The organism is Candidatus Allofournierella merdavium (genome assembly GCF_944382735.1).
GTDB lineage: Bacteria > Bacillota > Clostridia > Oscillospirales > Ruminococcaceae > Allofournierella_A > Allofournierella_A merdavium.
Genome location: NZ_CALWND010000002.1, coordinates 145622 through 168581, shown reverse-complemented (window position 1 = coordinate 168581; position 22960 = coordinate 145622). Strand labels below are relative to the sequence as shown.

The following is a 22960-nucleotide window of genomic DNA, read 5'->3' as shown; positions in this document are numbered from 1 at the left end:
GGGAGAGGACGATGAAAGCCTCGGTCATCAAATACGGGCTGTTCGCGGCGCTGGGCCTTGCCGCCGCCTATCTGGCGGTACAGATCTTCACGGTGCTCGACCGGCCCTACCGCACCGAGACGGCTATCCTGTACGATATGTCCGACAGCCTCTCCTGCGGCGGATACCTGGTCTTTGAACAGGCGGAGGTGCCCGGCGAGGGACAGATGGGCTATCTTGTGGCCAGCGGCGAGCGGGTGGCGGTGGGCACCCAGGTGGCGGAGATCTACTCTGACCCCAGCCAGGCCCGCGCCCGCACCGCCCTCACCGAGCTGGACGCCCAGCTGGAACTGCTCCGGCGCAGTGAAAACACCGCGGGCACCGACGTGGATGTGCTGCTGAACCAGCGGCAGTCGGCGCTGTACGACCTGTTGGACAGCCTGGACCGGCAGGACTACGGGCAGCTCACCACCAAGAGCAACAATTACCTGCTCACCCTCAACCGGCTGCAGATCACCACCGGCGCCGTGAAGGACTTTTCCGGCGCGAAGGAGTTGATCGCTCAGGAACAGGCGGCGCAGCAGGCGAATCTGGGAAGCCCCGCGCCGGTCACCGTATCCACCGGCGGCTATTTTGTGACGGCGGACACGGCCCAGATGCTCACCTACAGCAAGGAGGAACTGGACGGGATGTCCGCTCTGGAGATGACCGACGCGCTGCTGAACGGCTCTGGCGTGCGGGCCGTTTCCGGCGCAGGAAAGCTGGTCACCGATTACAAATGGTATTTCTACGGTGTGTGCACCGCCGACGAGAGCAAAAAATTTGAAAATGTTACCAGCGTGGACATCAGTTTTCCCGGCGCGGCGGAGAAGGTGCTGCCGGCCACGGTGGAGAGCGTGAAGGTGGAGGAGGATTCCGGCCTCGCAAAGTTTGTTTTGAGCTGCGAGTATGTGGGGGCGGATGTGATGAGCCTTGCTTCCGCCACCGCCCGCATTGACTTCCAGTCCTTCAAAGGGGTGCGGGTCAGCGCCAAGGCGCTGAACATCGTGGACGGCGTGAAGGGTGTCTATGTGAAGTACGGCAACCTGGCGCGCTTTCGAAAGATCACTGTTCTTTACCAGGACGACCAATACATCCTGGTGCCGGAGGGGGGCAAGGTGGGCACCGACAACGAGGTGCGGCTGTTCGACGAGGTCATCGTGGAGGGTACCGATCTCTACGACGGGAAAATCCTGTGAAACAAAGGCAATGTTGCGTTTATTTGTTGACAGAAACACTAAAAATAGCGATAATATATACTAACTGGTGATTTGGTTTCAATTTGGAGCGATCATCATTTTCGGAAGGAGATACGGAACGATGCTCGACGGGCTTAAAAGATTTCTTGGTGTGAACGAAGAGGACGACGGTTACTACGACGAAAACGAGGATATGTTCCCTCAGCGCAGCACCGCGGAGGACGACGGCTATCAGCCCGAACCTACCGGCAAGCGCAACAAGGTGGTCAACATCAACGCCACCACCCAGCTGCAGGTGGTGCTGGTCAAGCCCGAGCGTTTCGACGATGCCAGCACGGTGGCCGATCACCTGAATGCCAAGCGCACCGTTGTGCTCAATCTGGAGGGTACCAACAAGGAAGTTTCCCGCCGCCTGGTGGACTTTTTGTCCGGCGTGGCCTACGCCAACAACGGCCAGATGAAGCGCGTCGCCAACAGCACCTTCATCATCACCCCCTACAACGTGGACATCATGGGCGATTTATTGGACGAGCTGGAGAGCAATGGCGTCTTCTTCTGACGGGCGGCAGCGGGGATATGTCCCGCCCCAAAACGATCAGGAAAAACTGGTCATGCGCCGCGCGCAGGATCTCTGCCGCGCCGCGCAAAACCGGGGCGTGGCCCGCTACAGCGGCTTTCTGTCCGACCGGGAGCAGACCCTGGCCGAAGCCGCGCTGAATCAGGTCGGCTGCGACTGGGCCGCCTTTGAGGGCGGCTATCCCGCAGCCGAGCGCAAACTGCTGTGCCTCGAACCGGCGGGCGCCTCGGGCGAACCGCCGATTTGTTGCGTTTTGCTCCGTTGCGCGGCGGCGGGCGCCGACGCGCCGGCCCACAAGGATTATCTCGGCTCCCTTCTGGGCCTGGGCCTGGAGCGGGAGTGTGTGGGCGATATCCTGCCCGACCCCGAATCGCCCGGATGCGCCTACGCATTCGTGCTGGAGCGGGTGGCGCCGCTGATCTGCGATGAACTGACCAGCGTGGGCCGTTTTTCCGCCTCCGCCCAGCGGTTCGACGGGCCGCTGCCGGTGCAGCCGCCCCAGCGGGAGAGCAGGACCGCCACGGTGTCCTCCCTGCGGGCGGACGCGGTGCTGGCGGCCATGCTCCGGTGCAGCCGCAGCCAGGCGGAAGCGCTGGTGCGGGGCGGCCGGCTGGAGATCAACCATGTGCCGGTGAGCAGTGCCCACGCGCCTGTGTATGAGGGCGACATCTTTACCGTGCGGGGAATGGGCCGCTTCAAGCTGGAGGCGCTGGGCGGCAAGAGCCGCAAGGACCGGTTGTTTATCCAATACTTTCAATATTGACGGCCCCCGTGCCGCCACTTTCGCCGAAAGGAATGATCTGAATGATTTCACCCCAGGAGATCCGCACCGTAACCTTCGACAAGGTCATGCGCGGCTACCGCACCGAAGATGTGGACGCGCTGCTGCAGCAGCTTGCGCAGCAGATGGAGGAGCTGCAGGCGGAGAAGGAGAGCACCGAAAAGAAGCTGTATGTCCTGGCCCAGAAGGTAGAGGAGTACCGCAAGGACGAGGATAACCTCAAGACCGCGCTGCTCAACGCGCAGCGCATGGGCGAGAACGTCATCAAAGAGGCCAAGCAGAAGGCGGAGTCCATCCTGCGGGAGGCCGGCATCAAGGCCGAGGACATCACCCGTGCCGCCCAGGAGCAGGTGAGCGAGGAGCAGCTGGAACTGGAGCGGGTGAAGGCGGAAGTGGCCCAGTTCAAGAACAGCGTCCTCAGCCTTTACAAACAGCACATCGAATCGCTGAGCACGCTGCCCGGCGATGAACCCGAGGAGCCGGAGGAGGAACCGTCCTCTCCCGCCGAGGAGGAACCCGAGGCGGCCGCCCCGCAGGAGCCGCAGGCGCCCGCGGAACCGGATCTGTTCGGGGAGAGTTTCGACGAGCAGGAGCAGCCGGAGGACCCCATCGGCCAGTTCCCCGATCTGGGCGCGCTGTACGATGCGCCCCAGGCCCCGGAAGAGGAGACCCCCGGGGAGGAGCCCACCCGCACCTTTGTGCCGGGCCAGTCCCGGCCCGCGCCCCAGCAGGCCGAGGCGCCGTCCGCCCCGTCGGTGTTTGAGGGGTTTGAGGGCATCAAATTCAGTGATTGATCCCGGCGCGCGCTTTCAAAAAACGCGCAGCTCATTCAGAAGAGGAGTGTAGATACCAGTGCCACAGGATTACAACAGCACGATCAACCTGCCCAAGACCTTGTTTGACATGCGGGCGGGTCTGCCCAAAAAAGAGCCGGAGATGCTCAAGGAGTGGAACGCCGACCATCTGTACGAGGAACTGATCAAGCACAACGAGGGCAAGCCCCGCTATGTGCTGCACGACGGCCCTCCCTACGCCAACGGCAACATCCACATGGGCACCGCCCTGAACAAGATCATCAAGGACATCATCGTTCGCTACAAGAACATGAGCGGTTTCCAGGCGCCTTATGTGCCCGGCTACGACACCCACGGCCTGCCCATCGAACTGAAGGCCATGAAGCAGCTGGTGGGCAAGGGCGAGGTCTCCAAGCTGGAGCTGCGCAAGGTCTGCCACGAGTTCGCCACCGAACACATCGACATCATGGGCGAGCAGTTCCAGCGCCTGGGCGTCATCGGCGATTTCAAAAACCCCTACCTGACCCTGAAGCCGGAGTTTGAGGCCCGCCAGATCGAGGTTTTCGGCGAGATGGCCAAGAAAGGCTACATCTACAAAGGCCTGAAAGCGGTGTACTGGTGCCCGGAGGACCGCACCGCCCTGGCCGAGGCCGAGATCGAGTATGGCGAGGACGAGTGCGATTCCATCTATGTGCGCTTTAACGTCACCGATGACCCCAACGGCATCCTGGCAAAGCGCGGCATCCCCATGGACAAGGCCTGGTTCGTGATCTGGACCACCACCACCTGGACCCTGCCCGCCAATGTGGCCATCTGCCTGAACCCCGACTATGACTACGTCTTCGTCAAGGTGGGGGAGGACTATCTGGTCATGGCCGAGGCCCTGGTGGAGAGCACCATGCAGGCCTGCAAGATCGACAGCTACGAGATCGTGGGCGAGCCGGTCAAGGGCAGTGAACTGGAACTGATGCAGGTGCAGCATCCTTTCCTGGACCGCAAGAGCCTGGTGATCCTGGGCGACCATGTCACGCTGGAAAGCGGCACCGGCTGCGTGCACACCGCGCCCGGTCACGGCGTGGAGGACTTTGAGGTCTGCACCAAGCACTATCCCCAGGTGCCGGTAATCGTGCCGGTGGACGACGGCGGTTTCCTCACCGCCGAGGCCGGTCCCTTCAGCGGCCTCAAGGTGTGGGAGGCCAACAAGGTCATCCTGAAGCACATCCAGGAGAGCGGACATCTGCTGGGCGTCCAGCACATGACCCACCAGTATCCCCACTGCTGGCGCTGCCACAGCCCCATCATCTTCCGGGCCACGAACCAGTGGTTCTGCTCCATCGACGCCTTCAAGGAGGACGTCTATAAGGCCATTGATCAGGTGCAGTGGTTCCCGGCCTGGGGCCATGACCGCATGATGGGCATGGTGCGGGACCGCAGCGACTGGTGCATCAGCCGTCAGCGCACCTGGGGCGTGCCCATCCCCGCGTTCTACTGCAAGAAGTGCGGCAAATATCATATCACCGACGAGACCATCAAGGCGGTGAGCGACCTGTTCCGCCGCGAGGGCAGCGACGCCTGGTACAAATACGACGCCGGCGAGATCCTGCCCGCGGGCTATACCTGCGAGTGCGGCGGCACCGAGTTCGAGAAGGACAAGGACATCATGGACGTCTGGTTCGACTCCGGCTCCACCCATGTGGCGGTGCTGGAGGAGCGCCCGGAACTGCACTGGCCCGCCGATCTGTACATGGAGGGCGGCGACCAGTTCCGCGGCTGGTTCCAGTCCAGCCTGCTCACCAGTGTTGCCACCCGGGGCGTCGCGCCCTACAAGAACGTGCTGTGCCACGGCTGGGTGGTGGACGGCGAAGGCAAGCAGATGCACAAGTCCGCCGGCAACGGCGTGGAGCCCAGCGAGATCATCAAGGATTACGGCGCCGACATCGTCCGCCTGTGGGTGGCTTCCAGCGATTACACCGTGGACGTGCGCATCAGCAAGGAGATCATCAAGCAGCTGAGCGAGGCCTACCGCAAGATCCGCAACACCGCCCGCTTCATTCTGGGCAATCTGAACGGCTTCGATCCCCGCACCGATCTGGTGGCACACGACCAGCTCACCGAACTGGATCTGTGGGCGCTGGACCGTCTGGACCAACTGAACGCCACCGCCTGGGACGGGTTTGAGAGTTTTGACTTCCACAAGGTGTACCACGCGGTGTACAACTTCTGCGTGGTGGATATGTCCAACTTCTATCTGGACGTGGTGAAAGACCGGCTGTATTGCAGCAAGGCGGACGCTCCCGCCCGCCGCGCGGCGCAGACCGCCATGTTCCGCATCCTGGTGGACCTCACCAAGATCATCGCCCCCATCCTGACCTTCACCAGCCAGGAGATCTGGAGTTTTGTGCCCGCATTTGACGGCAAGCAGAAGTATGTGGCCTTTGAGGATATGCCCAAGGCCGGCGTGTACGCGCAGAACGAGGAGTTCCGCGCCAAGTGGGATCGGATCATCGCCGTGCGCGACGACGTGAAGAAGGTGCTGGAGCAGGCCCGTGCCGAAAAGGTCATCGGTTCCTCGCTGGAGGCCAGGGTCACCCTGTACTGCTCGCCCGAGATGGCCGCGTTCATCGCCGGCATCCCCGTCGCCCAGTGGGAGGACCTGCTGATCGTCTCCCAGCTGGAGATCGCGGAAGGCGAGGGCGGTGCTCACGGCATGGTGGATGGCCTGGGCGTTGCCGTGCAGCATGCCGAGGGCGAAAAGTGCCAGCGCTGCTGGAAGTACACCGCCGACGTGGGCAGCAACGCGCAGCATCCCTGCCTGTGCGCCCGCTGCGCCGCTGTGCTGGCTGAATAAAAATTTTTTTTCAAAAGCGGCGCGCAAAGACGCATCCCAAAACGATGCGGCGGCGCCGCTTTTGAGCTATCAAAGGACCCGGCCGCCCCCAGGGGCAGCCGGCAACGGGAGGCTTCTCTTGATTTCTGCACTCATCACCCTTGTGGCCGCCGCCTTGCTGGTGGCCATCGACCAGGGCATCAAACTGTGGGCGACGGCCAATCTTGCACCCGTGGGCAGCATGCCGCTGATCCCCGGCATTGTGGAATTGCGCTATTTTCTCAACGATGGCGCCGCTTTCAGCATTTTGCAGGGCAAACAGACCTTTTTGATCCTCTTCACCGGTGTGGCGCTGCTGGCTGTGGCCTGGTATCTCCTCTTCCGGCGTCCCGCCAAAAAGCTGGAATACATCGGTTGGCTTTTCGTGCTGGGCGGCGGCATCGGCAATCTGGTGGACCGGGTGCTGAACGGCGAGGTGGTGGACTACATCAATCTCCTGTTTATGAACTTCGCGGTGTTCAACTTTGCCGACATGCTGGTCTGCACCGGCATCGGCCTGTTGCTGCTGAACCTCTTGCTGGAGGAACTGGCCGCCCGCCGCAAGGCAGGCGGCCGGGAGGAGCCGGCAGCAGATCTTCCGGAGCGGGACGATGGAACGGTTTGACGTGTTTGTTCCCGCCGAGTGCGCCGGGCAGCGCGCCGACCGTTTTCTTGCCGACCTGGAGGAGGTAGAACTCACCCGCAGCGCGCTGCAGCGTCTGTTCGAACAGGGCCTCGTGCAGTGCGGCGGCAGGCCGGCGGCGAAAAACCTGAAGCTGAAGGCCGGGGAACACCTGGCGGTGGACCTGCCGGACGCAAAGCCCCTGGAGGCGCAGCCCCAGAACATCCCGCTGGAGATCGTCTACGAGGACGCGTACCTGCTGGTGGTGAACAAGCCCAAGGGCATGGTGGTGCACCCGGCGCCCGGCAACCCGGACGGGACGCTGGTCAACGCGCTGCTGTACCACTGCGCGGGGCGGCTCTCCTCCATTGGCGGGGTGGTGCGCCCGGGCATCGTGCATCGCATCGACAAGGACACCAGCGGCCTGCTGGTGGTGGCCAAGACCGACGTTGCCCACGAGGCTCTCTCGGCCCAGATGGCCGTTCACAGCGTAGACCGGGTCTACGAGGCGGTGGTCTATGGGCGCTTCAAGGAGCCGGAGGGCTTTGTGGAGGCCCCCATCGGCCGTCACCGCACCGACCGCAAGAAGATGGCCGTGGTCCCGAACGGGAAGTATGCCTATACGGGCTACCATGTGCTTGCACAGTATGATGGCTTTACACACATTGCCTGCCGCCTGAAGACCGGACGCACCCACCAGATCCGGGTGCACATGGCCAGCATCGGGCATCCGCTGGCGGGCGACAGTGTTTATGGCCCGCGGGACTGCATCAGGCGGCTGAACGGGCAGTGCCTGCACGCCCGGGTGCTGGGCTTTACACACCCCATCACCGGCGAGGCTATGCGGTTTGAAAGCCCGCTGCCCGCCTATTTCACGGAATTTCTCCACACTCTCCGAAAGGAGCCGGAAACATGATCGAATCCCTTGCGGACCTTCTGGTCGTCAGCGATATGGACAATACCCTCCTCACCGCGAAAGAAGGCGTGCCCTCCTGCAACCGGGTCACCATCCAGCTGTTTTGCGAGTTGGGCGGGCGCTTCACCGTGGCCACCGGGCGGCCGGTGGAATCGGTGCGGGCGGCGCTGGGCGACCTGCCCTTGTCCTGCCCGGCGATCACCTGCGGCGGCAGCGTCCTGTACGATATGCAGGCGGGAAAAGTTCTGGAAACGCATTTTCTGCCCCGGCAGGCCGCGCAGCAGGCCATCGAGGCCGTGCTGACCCAATTTCCGGATATCGGCGTGGAGATCATGGCACAGGAAGGCCGGGTCTATATCGTGCAGGCCAACCGCTACACCCAGGCCCATGTGGAGGAGGAGCACATGCACTCCGTGCTGTGCCCGCTGGACCAGGTGCCGGACCACTGGGCCAAGGTGGTTTTCGCGGCGGATCCCGTCACCCTCGCCTCGCTGCAGAATTTCGCGGCAGGCCTTTCGGTGGAGGGAATGTATTTTTTGCACACCAACCTCATGTATTTTGAGATCATGCCCGCCGGGGTGAGCAAGGCCCAGGCCCTGCGGCGGCTGTGCGCTCTTCAGGACATCCCCCTGGAAAACACGGTGGTGATCGGCGATTACTACAACGACATCGACCTGATGCGCGCCGCGGGGCACGCGGTGGCGGTGGACAACGCGCCCGCCGAGGTGAAACTCGCGGCGGACGAAGTGGTCTCCAGCTGCCGCAGCGGCGGCGTGGGGGAATATCTTTACAGCCTGATCCGCCGCTACACCTGAATCGTTTGCCCGCCGATGCGCTGAAAAGGCGCGCTGGCGGGCTTTTTTACAAAGATTTCGGTTTTTGAAGGCGGAAAGATGTGCTATAATGGCTGTGTAGACTCCGAAATGGGGGATGTGCCGTGAAGAAGGCCCTGATGGCCGCCGTGTGCTGTGCCGCGGCTTTGGCGATCCTTGTGGGCGGATACCTCTGTTACGCGCCGTACTGGCAGCCGGGATACGCCCCGGTCTCGCCCGAGCCGCTCTCAACGGAAGAGGTGTTCCGGGTGGATCTGAACCGCGCCACCGCGGCGGAACTGCAAAGCATCCCCGGCATCGGCGAGGGGACCGCCCGGGCAATCCTGGATTATCGGGATGACTTCGGCGGCTTTATCATCGTGGACCAGCTTATCCTGGTGGAGGGTATCAGTATGGACGATGTGAACGCGTGGCGGGAGTATCTGTATATCGGAGAATGATTTGTGAGGAGGGAAACTGACGATGGAGGCCCAACGTCAGAGCGTGTTCATCAACCGGGAGCTGAGCTGGCTGGACTTTGACCGCCGGGTGCTGGCCCTGGGCAAGGAAAAAACGGTCCCGCTGGCGGAGCGGATGAAGTTTACCGCCATTTACGGCAGCAACCTGGACGAGTTCTTCATGGTGCGGGTGGGCTCGCTGTATGACCGCACGCTGCTGAAAAATGAGATCACCGACAACAAGACCAAAATGACCGCCGCGCAGCAGCTGGCGGCGATCATGCCCAAAACGGCGGACCTGCAGCAGCAGTGCGACAAGATCGTGGTAAAGCTGCGGCAGCATCTGGCGGAAGAGGGATATGTGCGCATTGATTTTCAAACCCTCGCCAAAGAGGACGAGCGGTTCTGGAAAAAATACTTTTTGAACGAACTGCTGCCGGTGCTCTCGCCCCAGATCATCGACCACCGGCACCCCTTCCCGTTTCTGCGCAACCAGGAGATCTACCTCTGCGCGACCCTGAAGGGAAAGGGGGACGACGCGGTCTCCTACGGGCTGATCCCCATCAGCAGCCAGTTTGACCGGATGCTCTATCTGAAGCGGGACGGCCAGCTGCTCTACGGCCTGGCGGAGGAACTGATCTTCCGCTTTGCCGATCTGGTGTTCCCCAAGGGGATGCTGCAAAAGAAATGCCTCTTCCGCGTGACCCGCAACGCCGACATCGACGTGAAAGAGGGGATGTTTGACCAGGACATCGACTACCGGCAGGTGATGAGCGAACTGCTCAAAAAGCGGCGCAAGCTGGCCGCTGTCCGCCTGCAATTCTGGAACGAGCCGCCCCAGGAGATCGACAAATACCTCCGCGAGAAACTGATGCTGCCCGAAAAGCAGTGCTTTTCCCAGGAGAGCCCGCTGGATCTTTCCTGCTATTTCAAGCTGGCCGCCCGCCTGCAGGCGGACGGGCGCAGCGACCTGTTTTATCCGCCGGCAAAACCCATGCAGGCCCCGGCTGACTTCAAGCTGGGGGAGGAGGCCAAGCGCCGGGACATTCTGATCGCCTATCCCTACCAAAGCATGCGGCCGTTCATCAAGATGCTGATGGCCGCGGCCTATGATCCGGACGTGGTCAGCATCAAGATGACCCTGTATCGAATGGCCAACAACTCCCAGATCGTGCAGGCGCTGGTGGCCGCCGCCGAAAACGGCAAGGAAGTGGTCACCATCGTGGAACTGCGGGCCCGGTTCGACGAGCAGAACAACATCGACTGGTCCAAAAAGCTGGAGGAAGCGGGCTGCACGGTGATCTACGGCCTGGACGACTACAAGGTCCACTCCAAGCTGACCCTCATCACCCGGCGCAGCCAGGGCCGCTACTTCTACACCACCCAGATCGGCACCGGCAACTACAACGAAAAGACCAGCGAGCAGTACACCGACCTTTCCTTTGTGACCACGAATCAGGAGGTGGGGGAGGAGGCTGCCGCCGTCTTCAACAATCTGGCGGTGGAGCGGCTCACCGACGACACCGAGCACCTGATCGTCGCCCCGCTGCATTTCAAGAGCGTTTTGCTGAAAGAGATGGACGCCGAGATCGAAAAGGCGCGCCTTGGCCAGCCGGCCCGCATCATCCTGAAAAACAACTCCATCAGCGACAAGGACATCATTGAAAAGCTGGTGGAGGCCTCCCAGGCAGGCGTCCCCACCGACATGATCGTGCGGGGCATCTGCTGCGTGCAGGCGGGGCTCCCGGGGCTGACCGACCACCTGCGCATCCGCAGCATCGTGGGCCGGTACCTGGAGCACTCCCGCATCTACGCCTTTGGAGAAGGCGGGGACAGGCGCATCTATATGGCCTCGGGCGACTTCCTCACCCGCAACACCGAGCGCCGGGTGGAGGTGGGCATCCGGGTGGATGACCCGGCCATCGCCCAAAAGCTGTGGGACATCCTGGAATTGCAGCTGGCGGACAATGTGAATGCCCGGGAAATGCGTCCGGACGGCAGCTACGCAAAGGTAAAGCCCGCCGAGGGGCAGCCCCTGGTGGACAGCCAGATGGAGCTGTACAACTATTTTAAGGACGGGTTCGCGGTCAGCGCGCCCGCAGCGGCGGATAAACAGCCCACGGGCGACGCGCCCGCGGCCGGCGGCCTGCTCGCGCGTCTGCGCAGCTGGCTTCACAGGGAATAAGAGCAAGAAAAGCCGAACACCTTTACAGGTGTTCGGCTTTTCTGTACTCAAAATTGCGGAAAACCACATCTGTAAAGTTTATTTGTTTTACATGCACAAACACTGGAAAACCGTCTCCTTTTGCTTGATTTTGTCCGAAAAACCGTATAGTATGAGGATGTGTCAACAACCGCGAAGTTTCGTCTTGAAGGGGGGCGTGTGCAGTGCAGCGTATGTGGCGGCGGTTAGCAGTCGGCTTGCTGTGTTTGGTGTTGTTTGCCGGCGGAAGGGTTTTCGCCGAGGAGGAGGCCCAGACAGCGACTTCGCCGGCTTCGGCCGGCGAACTGAAGGCGGTGGTCCTTCAGGCGGGTCGGGATTTCGACCCTGCCGCCGATGAGACAAACTGTAAGGCCCAGCTGGACGCGGCGATGGCGCAGGTGGCAGAGTACGGGATGAACGCGGTGCTGTTTCCCGCCAACACCTCCGACGGCGCGCTCTATTCCGGGACCATCTGGCCCATGGCTTCCGGCTTTGACCTGGTGGCCTACGCGGCGGAAGCCGCCCGCGGGCAGGGCCTTTCCTTTTATGTGATCCTGGACGCCTCCAACGGTGTGGGGGCGGAAGGGCAGTACGGTCCCCGGGCAAACCTGAGCGCGGAGGCGGTGCAGCAGACGGCTGCCGTGCTGAGCGAACTGACCGCTCAGTGCCAGCCGGACGGCGTCTATCTGACCGGCTATTACAACCAGAAAACCGCCGAGAGCATGAGCCTGTATCGCAGCGAAGGCGCCTCCATGGGCTACGACAACTGGGTGCGGGAATGCGGCAGTTCGCTGGTGGTCAATGCCGGCGCGGCGGTCCGTGAGGCAAAGGCGGACGCGCTGTTTGGCCTGATCGCCGACCCGGTGTGGGCCAACCAGTCCACCGACCCGGCCGGCAGCGACACCCAGGCGGACTTTGAGATGGCGACGGACGGCTATGTGGACCTGAACGCCATCTTCGCCTGGGCCGAGGTGGATCGCATCCTGGTGCGCTGCACCGGTTCCCTCACCGATCAGGACCAGAATTTTAAAACGGTGCTCAGCTGGTGGGCCGAAACCGCGTCCCAGCACGGAACGGGGGTGGCGGCCTGGATCTGCAACGACCGGCTGGGAGGCGACGAACCCGGCTGGAAAGCGCCCGATCAGGTGATGCGCCAGATCATCGAGACCCGTGCGGTGGAGGGCTGCGTTGGCGCGGCCTACGGCTCCCTCGCCGCGCTGGAAGAGAATGTGGGCGGTTCCACCGATGTGCTCCTGCGCTATTACGCCGATCAGATCGAGGAACAGGACATCCTCACCGACCTGACAGTCAGCACGCCGGAAAAGCGCACCTACACCACCCAGGAGCCCCAGATGAATTTCTATGGCGCCTCTGACCCCAACTTTCCGCTGACGCTGAACGGCAAGGAACTGGAGCGCAACGGCGAGGGCGTGTTCAGTGTGGAGATGGACCTGCAGCCGGGGCTCAACACTTTTACCTTTGAGCACAAGGAAAAATCGGTGGTCTACAACATCACCCGAGAGGTGGTCATCATCAAGGAGGTCTCGCCCTCCGGCAGCATGACCGTGGAGGGTTCCACCCAGATCGGTATCACGGTGATGGCCTATTCCGGCTCCTCCATCACCGCCAGCCTGGGCGGCGCCAGCGTCACCCTCACCGAGCAGGAGCTCACCGCCGACGCCGCCGACGGCAGCCCGTCCGCTTATGTGCCTTATAAGGGCACCCTTACCGTGCCGGCGGCCACCGAGAGCCAGCAGGACGTGGGCAACATTGCGGTCAGCGCCACCTGGTCCGGCATTACCCAGAGCGCCGGCGGCGCGCGGGTGTATGTGTCCGCGCTGCCCCAGCAGGCCCCCAATGTGGAAGGCCAGAAGGGGAACCTGGTGGAGGTGACAGCCAGCCAGGCCCGCACCTACCCCGCCAATGTGCTGAACAACGAGCCCAACGGCAGCTGCTTCCCACTGCCCAAGGGAACGGTGGACTACATCGTCAGCGACAAACTCACCTATTCCGACGATACCTACGGCAGCGGCGAGTACTACATCCTGGGCAGCGGGGTGCGGGTGAGCGCCTCCGATGTGAGCAGCCTGGGCGAGGCCGAGTGGCAGATGTCCTCGCTGAGCGGGGCATCCAGCTGGGCCGACGGCCAATACGTCTACGTCAGCTTTACCCGCTCCGGCCGCAAGACGGCCTACACCGTGCAGTTCGACGGGGTGGGATACTCCGCCTCCGGCGGGGTGAACGGCTTCTCCGGAGCCACCAGCATGAGCGCCATCCTGAAAGACACCAGCGCCGACACCGCCGCCCCCGGCCTTGCCGCCAACAACCTACTCAGCGGGGTGAGCGTCGCCCAGCAGGGCAACGACACGGTGGTCCGTTTCGATTTGCGCAAAGCCGGTTCCTTCCTGGGCTACCGGGCCTATTACGACGGCGACAACCTGGTGTTCCGCTTCAACCAGATCCCCTCCGGCCTCTCCGGGGCAAAGATCTATCTGGACCCCGGCCACGGCGGATACGACGGCGGCACCTCCATCACCGGAATGTACACCGAAAAGACCCTGAACGCCGACATCGCCGCCCGTGTGGCGGATATCCTGCGCAGCCGCGGTGCCACGGTGCAGGTGACGGACACCTCCGGGTATGTCTCGCTGGACAGCCGGGTCAGCCAGTCCCAGAGTTTCAGCCCGCACCTCTTTGTGAGCATCCACCACAATTCCGGCGTCTCCAGCGCAAAGGGCACGGAAGTGTACTACTTCAACCCCTATTCCCGCCAGCTGGCGGCAAACCTGTCCGGCGCGGTGGCCGGGGCGCTGGGCACCACCAACCGGGGCGACAAATATGGCGCCTACCGCGTTACCACGCACATGGATTTCCCAGCGGTGCTGGTGGAGTGCGGCTTCCTGACCAACCCGGAAGAGTTGAGCAAGCTGCAGAGCGACAGTTACAAAAACGCCATCGCCACCTCCATCGCGGACGCGATCCAGAATACACTGACTTCCATGCTGTGAACCGCCGCCTGGCGGAAGAGCAGCCGGCGGGGCTGCAATGTGCGGCCCCGCCTTTTCTGTAACTGCCATTTTTCCCTTGTCCGCCGCATACAATGGAGCATAAAGCACAGAGAAAGAGGAACAAAAACATGTGGGAAAAGACGCAGGACATCCAGTACCCGCCCATTCTGCCGCAGGCGGAAGAGATGAAAGCGGCCCTCACGCCGCCGCTGACGCCCCGGGAAAAGCAGCGGCCCAACTATATTTTGCGGGTCCAGGTGTTCCTCTGCCTGCTGGCGGTGGGGGCGGTGCTGGTGATGAGCCGGGTCGCGCCCGAGGCGTACCGCCAGTGCGGCGCGGCCTTTCGTGCCGCGCTGGAAAGCGGCGTGGAACTGAATGGTCAGGAGCAGCTGCTCAAATTCACCTCCGAGGTGGTCAGCCGCCTGCAGGAGGAGGTGGTTCAGGTGATGGCGCAGATCGACGGCTCGCCGGCGGCGGACAGCGAAGCGATCCCCGAACTCACGGGGGCAGGCGGCCAGCTGCGCGCCATCTGGCCCTTTGTGCCGGAAGGCAATTCCACAAAATCCTACCAGCCGCCCTTTGCGCTGTCGCTGCCGGTCAGCGGCTTTGCGGTCACATCGGATTACGGCTGGCGCAAACATCCCGTTACCGGCAAGAGCGATTTTCACACCGGCGTCGATCTTGCCGTCGGCGAGGGAACGCCCATTCATCCCGCTGCGGAGGGCGTGGTGCAAAAGAGCGAGTACAACGCATCCTACGGCAACAACGTGGTCATCCTGCACAGCGACGGCGTGACCACCCGTTATTGCCATATGCAGTATGTGTTTGTGCGCCAGGGCGAGCGGGTGAGCGCCGACACGGTGCTGGGCACGGTGGGGCAGACGGGTATGGTCACCGGCCCGCACCTGCACTTTGAACTGCTGTACAACGATGTGCGCTACGACCCGGCCAAGGCGCTGGGCCTGGCGTGAGGCATCTTCGCGTTCGCCGCCCGGTGCTGCTGCTGGCCGCCCTGTGGTTTGCGCTGTATCGGGACCACAGCGGCCTTGTGCGGGTGGGTCTGCTGGCGGCGCTGCTCCACGAGTGCGGCCATGTGGCGGTGTGGCTGGCCCTCACCCGCAGCCTGCCGGTGCTGCGGCTTTCGGTGCGTGGCGTCGGGCTGGATGTCTCCGGCGTTCACCTGTCCCGCCGGCAGGCCTTTGTGCTGGCGCTGGCCGGCCCGCTGACCAATTTTGCCCTCTGCGCGGGCACCCTGGCGAAAATGCAGCTGCGGGCAAGCTACTGGGGATACTTTTTCGCGGCGGCGAATCTTGCCACCGGGCTGTTCAATCTGCTGCCGGTGGGTGATCTGGACGGGCGCAGGCTGTTGCAATCCCTCTGGCCGTGATTGCAATTATGCGGCGAATCGGGTACAATAAACAGGTAATCAAACCTGCGGGCTGCCGTTTGCAGCGCGCGCGATGGAGGAACCGGTTTTGTTTGACCCGAAATTGAAAGAGGCGCTGGCCCATGTGCAGAAGCCGGGCCGCTACACCGGCGGCGAGCCGGGCTGCGTCATCAAGGACAAGGCGGATGTGGACCTGCGCTTTGCCTTCTGTTTCCCCGACACCTACGAGGTGGGGATGTCCTTTCTGGGCATGAAGATCCTGTACGAACTTTTGAACCAGCAGCCGAACTGGTGGTGCGAGCGCGTCTTTATGCCCTGGGTGGATATGAAGGCGGAGATGGAGCGGGTGGGCCTGCCCCTCTACGCGCTGGAGAGCAAGGACCCGCTGACCGAGTTCGACATCGTGGGCTTCACCCTGCAATATGAACTCTCATACAGCAACATCCTGGCCATGCTGGATCTGGCGGGCATCCCCCTGCGGGCGGCCGACCGGGGCGAGGAGTGGCCGCTGATCGTGGCGGGCGGCCCCTGTGTGTGCAACGCCGAACCTTTGGCGGATTTCATCGACATGATGATGCTGGGGGAAGGGGAGGAGCAGCTGCCCCACGTCTGCCGCATCGTGGAAGAGGCCAAGCGGAAAGGGCTGCCCAAAAAAGAGGTGCTGCGGCGCATCGCCGCCGTGCCGGGCTGTTATGTGCCCTCCTTCTATGACGTGAGTTATCACGAGGACGGCCGCGTCAAAGCCATTACCCCCAACGACCCCGCGGCGCCCGCCGTGGTCACCAAGGCCATCATCCGGGATATGGACAGCCAGACCCCGCCCACCCATTTTGTAGTGCCCATGGTGGGCGCGGTGCATGACCGTGCCCAGATCGAGGTGCTGCGGGGCTGCGTGCGCGGCTGCCGCTTCTGCCAGGCGGGCTTCCTCTACCGGCCCATGCGCCAGCGCAGCGCGGATAAGCTCAACGCCGCCGCCCACCGCCTGTGCGACAACACCGGCTACGAGGAGATCAGCCTCACCAGCCTCTCCACCTCCGACCACAGCCAGCTGGAGACCCTGCTGGACGACCTGCTCACCTGGACGGGAGGCGAGCATGTGAGCCTGTCGCTGCCCTCGCTGCGCATCGACAACTTCAGCGAGAGCCTGGTGGAAAAGACCAACCGGGTGCGCAAGACCGGCCTGACCTTCGCGCCGGAGGCGGGCACCCAGCGCCTGCGGGACGTCATCAACAAAAACGTCACCTGGCCGGAGATCGAGCGCACCTGCACCCTCGCCTTCAAGGCGGGGTACACCTCGGTGAAGCTGTACTTCATGATGGGCCTGCCCACCGAGACCATGGAGGACATCGAGGGCATCGCGGACACCGCGCAGAAGGTGGTGGACCTGTACTACGCGAATCCGGACAAGCCCAAGGGCAAGAGCGTGCAGGTGACCATCAGCGTGGCCTGCTTTGTGCCCAAGCCCCACACTCCCTTCCAATTCGTTCCCCAGGACACCGAGGCCCAGCTGAAGGAAAAGCAGCAGCACCTGCTGCACAGCGTCCACAGCAAAAAGATCCATGTGAACTATCACGACAGTTCCATCAGCTTTTTGGAGGCGGTGTTCGCCAAGGGCGACCGCCGGCTGGGCCGGGTGCTGGAGACCGCCTATCGCAAGGGCTGTTTCTTCGACGGCTGGGACGAGTGCTTCCACTACGACCGCTGGATGGAGGCATTCCGCGAGTGCGGGCTGGACACCGCTTTTTACGCCAACCGTTTCATCGGGCTGGATGAGGTGACCCCCTGGAGCCACATGGATTACGGCGTGAGCCATGCGTTCCTGGTGCGGGAGTACCAGAAGGCCATGGCCGCCCGGACCACCCAGCCCTGCAACAAAACATGCAGCGCCTGCGGCGCCAATAAATTCGTGGGAGGTGCCTGCTTTGACTACGGTGCGGATCTGGTTCACTAAGACCGGCGAAGCCTCCTACATCTCCCTGCTGGACCTCCAGCGGGTGATGCAGCGCTCCCTCAAGCGCAGCGGCCTGCCGGTGTGGTACACCCTGGGCTTCAACCCTCACATCTATATGACCTTTGCCTGCCCGCTGCCTCTGGGCCAGGAGAGCCTGGTGGAGAGCGTGGATGTAAAAACCGAGGAAGAACAGCCGGACCTGGCGGCGTGGAAAGCGGCGCTGGAGCCGGTGATGCCCCTGGGCGTGGCCGTCACCGCCGTGACCCTGCCCAAATACAAGGCGGAACAGATCGCCGGCGCCGTGTACACGGTGCGCCTGCCCGCGGCCTTCCGGGATGCGCTGGACCGCTACAACGCGCTGGACACGGCCCCGGTGATGAAAAAGTCCAAGCGGGGGCAGAAAGAGATCGACCTGAAAGAGCACTGCCCCCGGCTGGACTATGTCCAGGAGGGGGACGAGGTGCGTTTTGAGATGCTTTTGCCGGCGGGGGAAGGGCTGAACCTCAACCCGAGCCTGTGGCTGAGCTTTTTGCAGCAGCACTGCGGTGTGGACTCCACCCGGGCCCAGGTGCTGCGCACCCGGTTGCTCACAAAAAATTCCGAGGATTTTGCCTGAAAAAGCTTGCAAATCGTCCGGCGCTGTGCTATCATATTTAGGCGTTAGTGTTCGCTGGCACCACCAGCGGGGTTAATGTACATCATTAAACGGGCGGTCCTCTGCCGGGTTCCGGGCATGAACGTCATAAAAAAATGGAGGATTCATCAATGGACGCAATGCAGATCATCACGCAGGGCATGGTCAAAGAGAACCGGCCCCAGTTCGAGGTCGGTGACACCGTTCGGGTCTCCGTCCGCATCAAGGAAGGCGAGCGCGAGCGTATCCAGGCCTTTGAGGGCACCGTGATCGCCAAGAAGCACGGCGGCGTCGCCGAGACCTTCACCGTGCGCCGCACTTCCTACGGCGTGGGCGTGGAGCGCGTGTTCCCCGTCAACTCTCCCTTCGTTGAGAAGGTGGAGGTCGTCCGCCACGGCAAGGTGCGCCGGGCCAAGCTGTTCTACCTGCGCAGCCGCACCGGCAAGGCCGCCAAGGTCAAAGAGCAGATCCGATAAGACCACGAAAAAAGGGGCAATGGATATTGCCCCTTTTTTTGTTATATGCTACAATAAAACCCGTTAAATTTATTCATTATCACGGGGGAGGGCACGACATCATGGAGGAGAACCGTTTTCGGCGCAATATGGACATCCTGGACTGGTACGACGCGCTGGTGTTCGCGCTGGCGGTGCTGGTGCTGGTGTTCGCCTTTTGCGCCCGCATCGTGGTGGTCAGCGGCAGCTCCATGAACAACACCCTAATCGACGGCGACCGTCTGCTGGTGCAGAGCACCTTCTACACGCCCCAGCGGGGCGATGTGGTGGTGGTGGACAGCTACATCAACTACGGCAAACCCCTGGTGAAGCGTGTCATCGCCAAGGGCGGCGACACGGTGGACATCGACGTGGCCAAGGGCCTGGTGTATGTCAACGGCGAGGCGCTGGATGAGCCCTATACGCCGGAGGGCACCCTGTCCACGGGGGATGTGGAGTTCCCCCTCACTGTACCGGAGGGGGTGCTGTTTCTGATGGGCGACAACCGCCAGCACTCCACCGACAGCCGCAGCAGCAGTGTTGGGTTCATCGACGAGCGGGACATCCTGGGCAAGGTGATCCTGCGGCTTTACCCCTTCAATAAAATAGGATTGATCCAATGAGCAATGAATTTGTGAACCGCCGCAACATCCAGTGGTTTCCCGGCCACATGGCCAAGACCCTGCGGCTGATCGAAGCCAATCTGAAAAATGTGGATGTGGTGCTGCAGCTGCTGGACGCGCGCATTCCCCTGAGCAGCCTCAACCCCGAACTCCAGCGGCTCACCGCTGTTAAACCCCGGCTGTATGTGCTGAACAAGGCGGACCTCGCCGACCCGGCGCTCACAAAGGCGTGGCAGGCCTATTTCCGCGCCGCGGGGGCCGGGTGTGTGGCCATCAGCGCCAAGCAGAAGGGCAGCGCGGGCCAGGTGCGAAGCGCCATCGAGGCGGAACTGCGGCAGCTGCTGGAGAGGCGCGCCGGCAAGGGCATGGCGGGCGCGCGCATCCGGGTGATGGTGGTGGGCATCCCCAATGTGGGCAAGTCCACCTTCATCAACAACTTCGCCGGCACCACCCGCGCCAAGGCCGCCGACAAGCCCGGCGTCACCCGGGGCAAGCAGTGGGTCACGGTGGGCAACTACGACCTGCTGGATATGCCCGGCGTGCTCTGGAAGAAATTCGACAGCCTGGAGACCGCCACCAACCTGGCGTTCATCGGCTCCATCAAGGACGACATCCTGGACATTGAGGAACTGGCCATGGGCCTGGTGGCCCAGATGCAGGAGGTCTACCCCGACCGGCTGGCCCAGCGCTACAAGCTGGCCGAACAGCAGGTGCGGGAACTGGGCCCCTGGGAGCTGGTGGAGGCCATCGGCCGGGCCCGCGGCATGCTGGTGAGCGGCGGCGAGGTGAACACCGAGCGGGCGGCCATCATGCTGGTGGACGAGTTCCGCGCGAGCAAGTGGGGGCGCATCACCCTGGAGACGCCGCCCCGGCAAGGAGGGCAGCAGGATGGACACGAACAGCCCACTGAGCCCACTGTATGAATACGACGACGCCGTCCGCGCCCGGCACGGCATATTCTGCGGCGTGGACGAGGCGGGGCGCGGCCCGCTGTGCGGGCCGGTGTGCTGCGCGGCGGTCATCCTGGACCCCGCGCGCCCGGTGCCGGGGGTAAACGACTCCAAAAAGCTGAGTGAAAAAAAGCGGGAGGCCCTCTTTGACGAGATCACGGAGAAGGCGCTGGCCTATCAGATCGTGTTCGTGAGCCCCCAGGAGATCGACGAAAAGAACATCCTCTGGGCCACCATGGCCGGCATGGAGCGGGCGGTGGCGGCCCTTGACCCCGCGCCCGCCTTTGCCGTGGTGGACGGCAATCGGGTGCCGCCGCAGCTTGCGGTGCCGGCGCTGGCCCAGGTGAAGGGGGACGGCGTCTGCGCCAGCGTGGCGGCGGCGTCCATCCTCGCCAAGGTCAGCCGGGACCGGTATATGTTGGAACTGGACCGTCAGTATCCCCAGTACCAGCTGGCCAGGCACAAAGGCTATCCCACCAAGCTGCACTATGAACTGCTGGAGCGCTACGGCATCCAGCCGTTCTACCGGCGCAGTTTCTTGAAAAAGCTGGGGTATTAAGCCATGGACGCAAGGACGTTCGGCCGGAAAGGGGAGGCCGCCGCGGCCCGGTACTATCTGGACCGGGGCTGCCGGCTGCTGGCCCACGGCTACCGCACCCGCATGGGCGAACTGGACCTGGTCCTGCTGGAAGGGGAGACGGTGGTCATCGCGGAGGTGAAGGCCCGCAGCGAGACCCGACGGGGCCCCGCGGCCGAGGCGGTGGGGCCGGCCAAGCAGCGGCGGATCGTTCTCGCGTCCCGGCGCTTTTTGCAGCAGTCCGGTCTGGCGGAGCACCCCGTTCGCTTCGATGTGGTGGAGGTCACCCCCGCCGAGGGAGGCGGTTTGCTGGTACACTGCATCCGGGGCGCCTTTGAAGTTTGAAACGCGCGATCGCGCAATGTAGATAGAGGGGGAATCATGATGCAGTTTACTACCACCCGCGGCGCGGGCCAGCCGGTCAGTGCAGCCCGGGCCATCTGCCTGGGCCTTGCCGGCGACGGCGGCCTGTTCGTGCCGGAACGGTTTCCTTCGGTGGATCTGAAGGAGACGCTGGCCCAGCCGGATTATCCCGCCCTGGCGGCGCTGATCCTGAAAAAATTCCTCACCGACTACGACCCCGCCTTTTTGCGGGACACGGTGCGGCAGGTCTACGGCGAAGCCTTCGGCGAGGGCACCGCGCCCCTGCGGGCGGCGGGGGACGGGCTGTACAGCCTGGAGTTGTGGCATGGGCCTACCTGTGCCTTCAAAGACTTTGCCCTGCAGCTGATGCCCCGCCTGCTGGTGGAGGCCAAACGGATGCTGGGCGACGGTTCCACCACCGCCATCCTGGTGGCGACCTCGGGGGACACCGGCAAGGCGGCCCTGGCCGGCTATTGCGACGTGCCGGGCGTGACCATCACGGTGTTCTATCCCAGCCACGGCACCAGCGAGATCCAGCGGCTGCAGATGACCACCCAGCAGGGCGGGAATGTGGCCGTATACGCGGTACAGGGCAATTTTGACGACGCCCAGACCGGCGTGAAGCGGATCTTCGGCGACGCCGACGTGGCCCGGCAGCTGGCCGCGCGGGGGGTGCATCTCTCCAGCGCCAACTCGATCAACTGGGGGCGTCTTGTGCCCCAGATCGTCTACTACTTCCACGCCTACGGCCAGCTGGTGCGCGCCGGCGCGCTCAAGGCGGGGGACAAGGCGGACTTCTGCGTGCCCACCGGCAACTTCGGCGACATCCTGGCCGGCTGGTACGCCAAGCAGATGGGCCTGCCGGTGGGCAAGCTGATCTGCGCGTCCAACAAAAACGACGTGCTCACCGAGTTCTTCGCCACCGGCGTTTACAACGCCCGCCGCCCCTTCTACCGCACCACCTCGCCCTCCATGGACATCCTGGTCTCCTCCAACCTGGAGCGGCTGCTGTACCACATGGCCGGCGCGGACCGGGTGCGGGGCTGGATGAAACAGCTGTCGGAGGACGGCTCTTACCGGGTGGATCCGGAGGTAATGGAGCGCATCCGCGCCGACTTCGGCGCCGCCAGCGCCGACGACGCCACCGCCGCCGCCCAGATCAGGGAACTCTTTGAACAGCGCGGCTACCTGTGCGACCCCCACACCGCCGTGGCCTTCAGCGCCGCCCGACGCAACAAGAGCGAGGCTCCCATGGTGGTGCTCTCCACCGCCAGCCCCTTCAAGTTCCCTCGGGATGTGCTGGCCGCCCTGGGCCGCCCGCTGCCCCGGGATGAGTTCGCGGCCATGGGCGCCCTGGCGGAGTATACCGGTCAGCCCGCGCCAAAGGCGCTGGCCTGCCTGCGCAGCCTGCCGGAGCGGTTTGACGCTGTCATCGCGCCCGACGCGTTGGGGGACGTGGTACTGGGCGAGTAAACGAAAAAACGACCCGCGAAACCAGATCGCGGGCCGTTTTCCGAAGACGCTGCCGCCGGGGATCAAACCTCGGTGAAGGTCTCGCACTTGGTTCTGCCGATGTCGTCGTAACAGTTGTTGACGTGGATGGTGCCCGCCGTGCAGCAGCAGGAACCGTTGTTGTAAACGCAGTTTTTCACGTCGCAGCAGATACCGTTGATGACAGGTTCGTTCGTATTCATTGTTCTTTCCCCCTTTTCTGCCCTTATTGTGCC

Annotated in this window: 22 protein-coding genes; 21 read left to right on the top strand and 1 reads right to left on the bottom strand. The window is 63.2% G+C overall.

Features of this window, described 5'->3' with window-relative positions:
• The first annotated feature begins 11 nt into the window (after window positions 1–11).
• The 21 genes from ACH2A7_RS02230 to thrC all read left to right on the top strand — a co-directional run bounded on the left by ACH2A7_RS02230 (window position 12) and on the right by thrC (window position 22706).
• Window positions 12–1217 carry an HlyD family efflux transporter periplasmic adaptor subunit gene (locus tag ACH2A7_RS02230; protein ID WP_394959625.1) on the top strand — a complete coding sequence of 402 codons (1206 nt, stop codon included), beginning with the start codon at window positions 12–14 and terminating at the stop codon, window positions 1215–1217.
• Window positions 1218–1410: 193 nt separating this feature from the next.
• Complete coding sequence (locus ACH2A7_RS02225; RefSeq protein WP_394959745.1) at window positions 1411–1776, top strand: cell division protein SepF; 366 nt, start codon at window positions 1411–1413, stop codon at window positions 1774–1776.
• The gene (locus ACH2A7_RS02220) at window positions 1760–2557 is read left to right on the top strand and encodes a YlmH/Sll1252 family protein (protein WP_394959624.1); all 798 of its coding nucleotides are present in this window, start codon (window positions 1760–1762) and stop codon (window positions 2555–2557) included. Before ACH2A7_RS02225 ends, ACH2A7_RS02220 begins: the two co-directional genes overlap by 17 nt.
• A gap of 41 nt (window positions 2558–2598) precedes the next feature.
• Window positions 2599–3369: a DivIVA domain-containing protein gene (locus ACH2A7_RS02215; RefSeq protein ID WP_394959622.1), complete on the top strand. Its 771-nt coding sequence runs from the start codon at window positions 2599–2601 to the stop codon at window positions 3367–3369.
• A gap of 58 nt (window positions 3370–3427) precedes the next feature.
• Complete coding sequence (ileS, locus tag ACH2A7_RS02210; RefSeq protein ID WP_394959620.1) at window positions 3428–6217, top strand: isoleucine--tRNA ligase; 2790 nt, start codon at window positions 3428–3430, stop codon at window positions 6215–6217.
• 118 nt (window positions 6218–6335) lie between these two features.
• Window positions 6336–6860 (top strand): signal peptidase II, encoded by a 525-nt coding sequence (gene lspA / locus ACH2A7_RS02205; protein WP_394959618.1) that lies wholly within the window; start codon window positions 6336–6338, stop codon window positions 6858–6860.
• A complete protein-coding gene (locus ACH2A7_RS02200) occupies window positions 6847–7773 on the top strand; it encodes an RluA family pseudouridine synthase (protein ID WP_394959616.1) in 927 nt (308 codons plus the stop codon). Before lspA ends, ACH2A7_RS02200 begins: the two co-directional genes overlap by 14 nt.
• Window positions 7770–8588: an HAD family hydrolase gene (locus ACH2A7_RS02195; protein ID WP_394959614.1), complete on the top strand. Its 819-nt coding sequence runs from the start codon at window positions 7770–7772 to the stop codon at window positions 8586–8588. Before ACH2A7_RS02200 ends, ACH2A7_RS02195 begins: the two co-directional genes overlap by 4 nt.
• A gap of 122 nt (window positions 8589–8710) precedes the next feature.
• Window positions 8711–9046 carry a ComEA family DNA-binding protein gene (locus tag ACH2A7_RS02190; protein WP_394959611.1) on the top strand — a complete coding sequence of 112 codons (336 nt, stop codon included), beginning with the start codon at window positions 8711–8713 and terminating at the stop codon, window positions 9044–9046.
• Window positions 9047–9068: 22 nt separating this feature from the next.
• Complete coding sequence (ppk1, locus tag ACH2A7_RS02185; RefSeq protein ID WP_394959609.1) at window positions 9069–11228, top strand: polyphosphate kinase 1; 2160 nt, start codon at window positions 9069–9071, stop codon at window positions 11226–11228.
• A gap of 236 nt (window positions 11229–11464) precedes the next feature.
• Window positions 11465–14254: an N-acetylmuramoyl-L-alanine amidase gene (locus tag ACH2A7_RS02180; protein WP_394959607.1), complete on the top strand. Its 2790-nt coding sequence runs from the start codon at window positions 11465–11467 to the stop codon at window positions 14252–14254.
• Between the two features lie 128 nt (window positions 14255–14382).
• Complete coding sequence (locus ACH2A7_RS02175; protein WP_394959605.1) at window positions 14383–15225, top strand: M23 family metallopeptidase; 843 nt, start codon at window positions 14383–14385, stop codon at window positions 15223–15225.
• The gene (locus ACH2A7_RS02170; RefSeq protein ID WP_394959603.1) at window positions 15222–15641 is read left to right on the top strand and encodes a peptidase; all 420 of its coding nucleotides are present in this window, start codon (window positions 15222–15224) and stop codon (window positions 15639–15641) included. The genes ACH2A7_RS02175 and ACH2A7_RS02170 overlap by 4 nt, the downstream gene beginning before the upstream one ends.
• A gap of 73 nt (window positions 15642–15714) precedes the next feature.
• The gene (locus tag ACH2A7_RS02165; protein ID WP_394959601.1) at window positions 15715–17592 is read left to right on the top strand and encodes a TIGR03960 family B12-binding radical SAM protein; all 1878 of its coding nucleotides are present in this window, start codon (window positions 15715–15717) and stop codon (window positions 17590–17592) included.
• Window positions 17573–18208 (top strand): TIGR03936 family radical SAM-associated protein, encoded by a 636-nt coding sequence (locus ACH2A7_RS02160; protein ID WP_394959743.1) that lies wholly within the window; start codon window positions 17573–17575, stop codon window positions 18206–18208. The genes ACH2A7_RS02165 and ACH2A7_RS02160 overlap by 20 nt, the downstream gene beginning before the upstream one ends.
• Window positions 18209–18357: 149 nt before the next feature.
• On the top strand, window positions 18358–18702 hold the full coding sequence (rplS, locus tag ACH2A7_RS02155) for a 50S ribosomal protein L19 (RefSeq protein WP_394959741.1): 345 nt from the start codon (window positions 18358–18360) through the stop codon (window positions 18700–18702).
• Window positions 18703–18803: 101 nt separating this feature from the next.
• Window positions 18804–19343, top strand: coding sequence for a signal peptidase I (gene lepB / locus ACH2A7_RS02150; RefSeq protein WP_394959599.1), 540 nt, complete (start codon window positions 18804–18806; stop codon window positions 19341–19343).
• Window positions 19340–20266 carry a ribosome biogenesis GTPase YlqF gene (ylqF, locus tag ACH2A7_RS02145; RefSeq protein ID WP_394959597.1) on the top strand — a complete coding sequence of 309 codons (927 nt, stop codon included), beginning with the start codon at window positions 19340–19342 and terminating at the stop codon, window positions 20264–20266. Before lepB ends, ylqF begins: the two co-directional genes overlap by 4 nt.
• Entirely contained in the window at window positions 20232–20852 is a 621-nt protein-coding gene (gene rnhB / locus ACH2A7_RS02140) for a ribonuclease HII (RefSeq protein ID WP_394959595.1), read from the top strand. The genes ylqF and rnhB overlap by 35 nt, the downstream gene beginning before the upstream one ends.
• 3 nt (window positions 20853–20855) lie before the next feature.
• Window positions 20856–21215 (top strand): YraN family protein, encoded by a 360-nt coding sequence (locus tag ACH2A7_RS02135; protein ID WP_394959593.1) that lies wholly within the window; start codon window positions 20856–20858, stop codon window positions 21213–21215.
• A 39-nt stretch (window positions 21216–21254) separates the two neighbouring features.
• Window positions 21255–22706 carry a threonine synthase gene (thrC, locus tag ACH2A7_RS02130; RefSeq protein WP_394959592.1) on the top strand — a complete coding sequence of 484 codons (1452 nt, stop codon included), beginning with the start codon at window positions 21255–21257 and terminating at the stop codon, window positions 22704–22706.
• Window positions 22707–22768: 62 nt separating this feature from the next.
• Here the strand turns inward: thrC and ACH2A7_RS02125 are convergent, their stop codons facing one another.
• Window positions 22769–22927, bottom strand: coding sequence for a DUF1540 domain-containing protein (locus tag ACH2A7_RS02125; RefSeq protein ID WP_394959590.1), 159 nt, complete (start codon window positions 22925–22927; stop codon window positions 22769–22771).
• Window positions 22928–22960 lie beyond the last annotated feature (33 nt).

Bases quoted from the DNA above. Each gene is read 5' to 3' on its own strand.
- rnhB (WP_394959595.1), top strand. From the start codon at position 20,232: ATGGACACGAACAGCCCACTGAGCCCACTGTATGAATACGACGACGCC.
- ACH2A7_RS02220 (WP_394959624.1), top strand. From the start codon at position 1,760: ATGGCGTCTTCTTCTGACGGGCGGCAGCGGGGATATGTCCCGCCCCAA.
- ACH2A7_RS02165 (WP_394959601.1), top strand. From the start codon at position 15,715: ATGGAGGAACCGGTTTTGTTTGACCCGAAATTGAAAGAGGCGCTGGCC.
- ACH2A7_RS02200 (WP_394959616.1), top strand. From the start codon at position 6,847: ATGGAACGGTTTGACGTGTTTGTTCCCGCCGAGTGCGCCGGGCAGCGC.
- ACH2A7_RS02125 (WP_394959590.1), bottom strand. From the start codon at position 22,927: ATGAATACGAACGAACCTGTCATCAACGGTATCTGCTGCGACGTGAAA.
- rplS (WP_394959741.1), top strand. From the start codon at position 18,358: ATGGACGCAATGCAGATCATCACGCAGGGCATGGTCAAAGAGAACCGG.
- ACH2A7_RS02175 (WP_394959605.1), top strand. From the start codon at position 14,383: ATGTGGGAAAAGACGCAGGACATCCAGTACCCGCCCATTCTGCCGCAG.
- ACH2A7_RS02230 (WP_394959625.1), top strand. From the start codon at position 12: ATGAAAGCCTCGGTCATCAAATACGGGCTGTTCGCGGCGCTGGGCCTT.
- thrC (WP_394959592.1), top strand. From the start codon at position 21,255: ATGCAGTTTACTACCACCCGCGGCGCGGGCCAGCCGGTCAGTGCAGCC.
- ylqF (WP_394959597.1), top strand. From the start codon at position 19,340: ATGAGCAATGAATTTGTGAACCGCCGCAACATCCAGTGGTTTCCCGGC.
- ACH2A7_RS02135 (WP_394959593.1), top strand. From the start codon at position 20,856: ATGGACGCAAGGACGTTCGGCCGGAAAGGGGAGGCCGCCGCGGCCCGG.
- ACH2A7_RS02195 (WP_394959614.1), top strand. From the start codon at position 7,770: ATGATCGAATCCCTTGCGGACCTTCTGGTCGTCAGCGATATGGACAAT.
- ACH2A7_RS02215 (WP_394959622.1), top strand. From the start codon at position 2,599: ATGATTTCACCCCAGGAGATCCGCACCGTAACCTTCGACAAGGTCATG.
- ppk1 (WP_394959609.1), top strand. From the start codon at position 9,069: ATGGAGGCCCAACGTCAGAGCGTGTTCATCAACCGGGAGCTGAGCTGG.
- lepB (WP_394959599.1), top strand. From the start codon at position 18,804: ATGGAGGAGAACCGTTTTCGGCGCAATATGGACATCCTGGACTGGTAC.
- ACH2A7_RS02225 (WP_394959745.1), top strand. From the start codon at position 1,411: ATGTTCCCTCAGCGCAGCACCGCGGAGGACGACGGCTATCAGCCCGAA.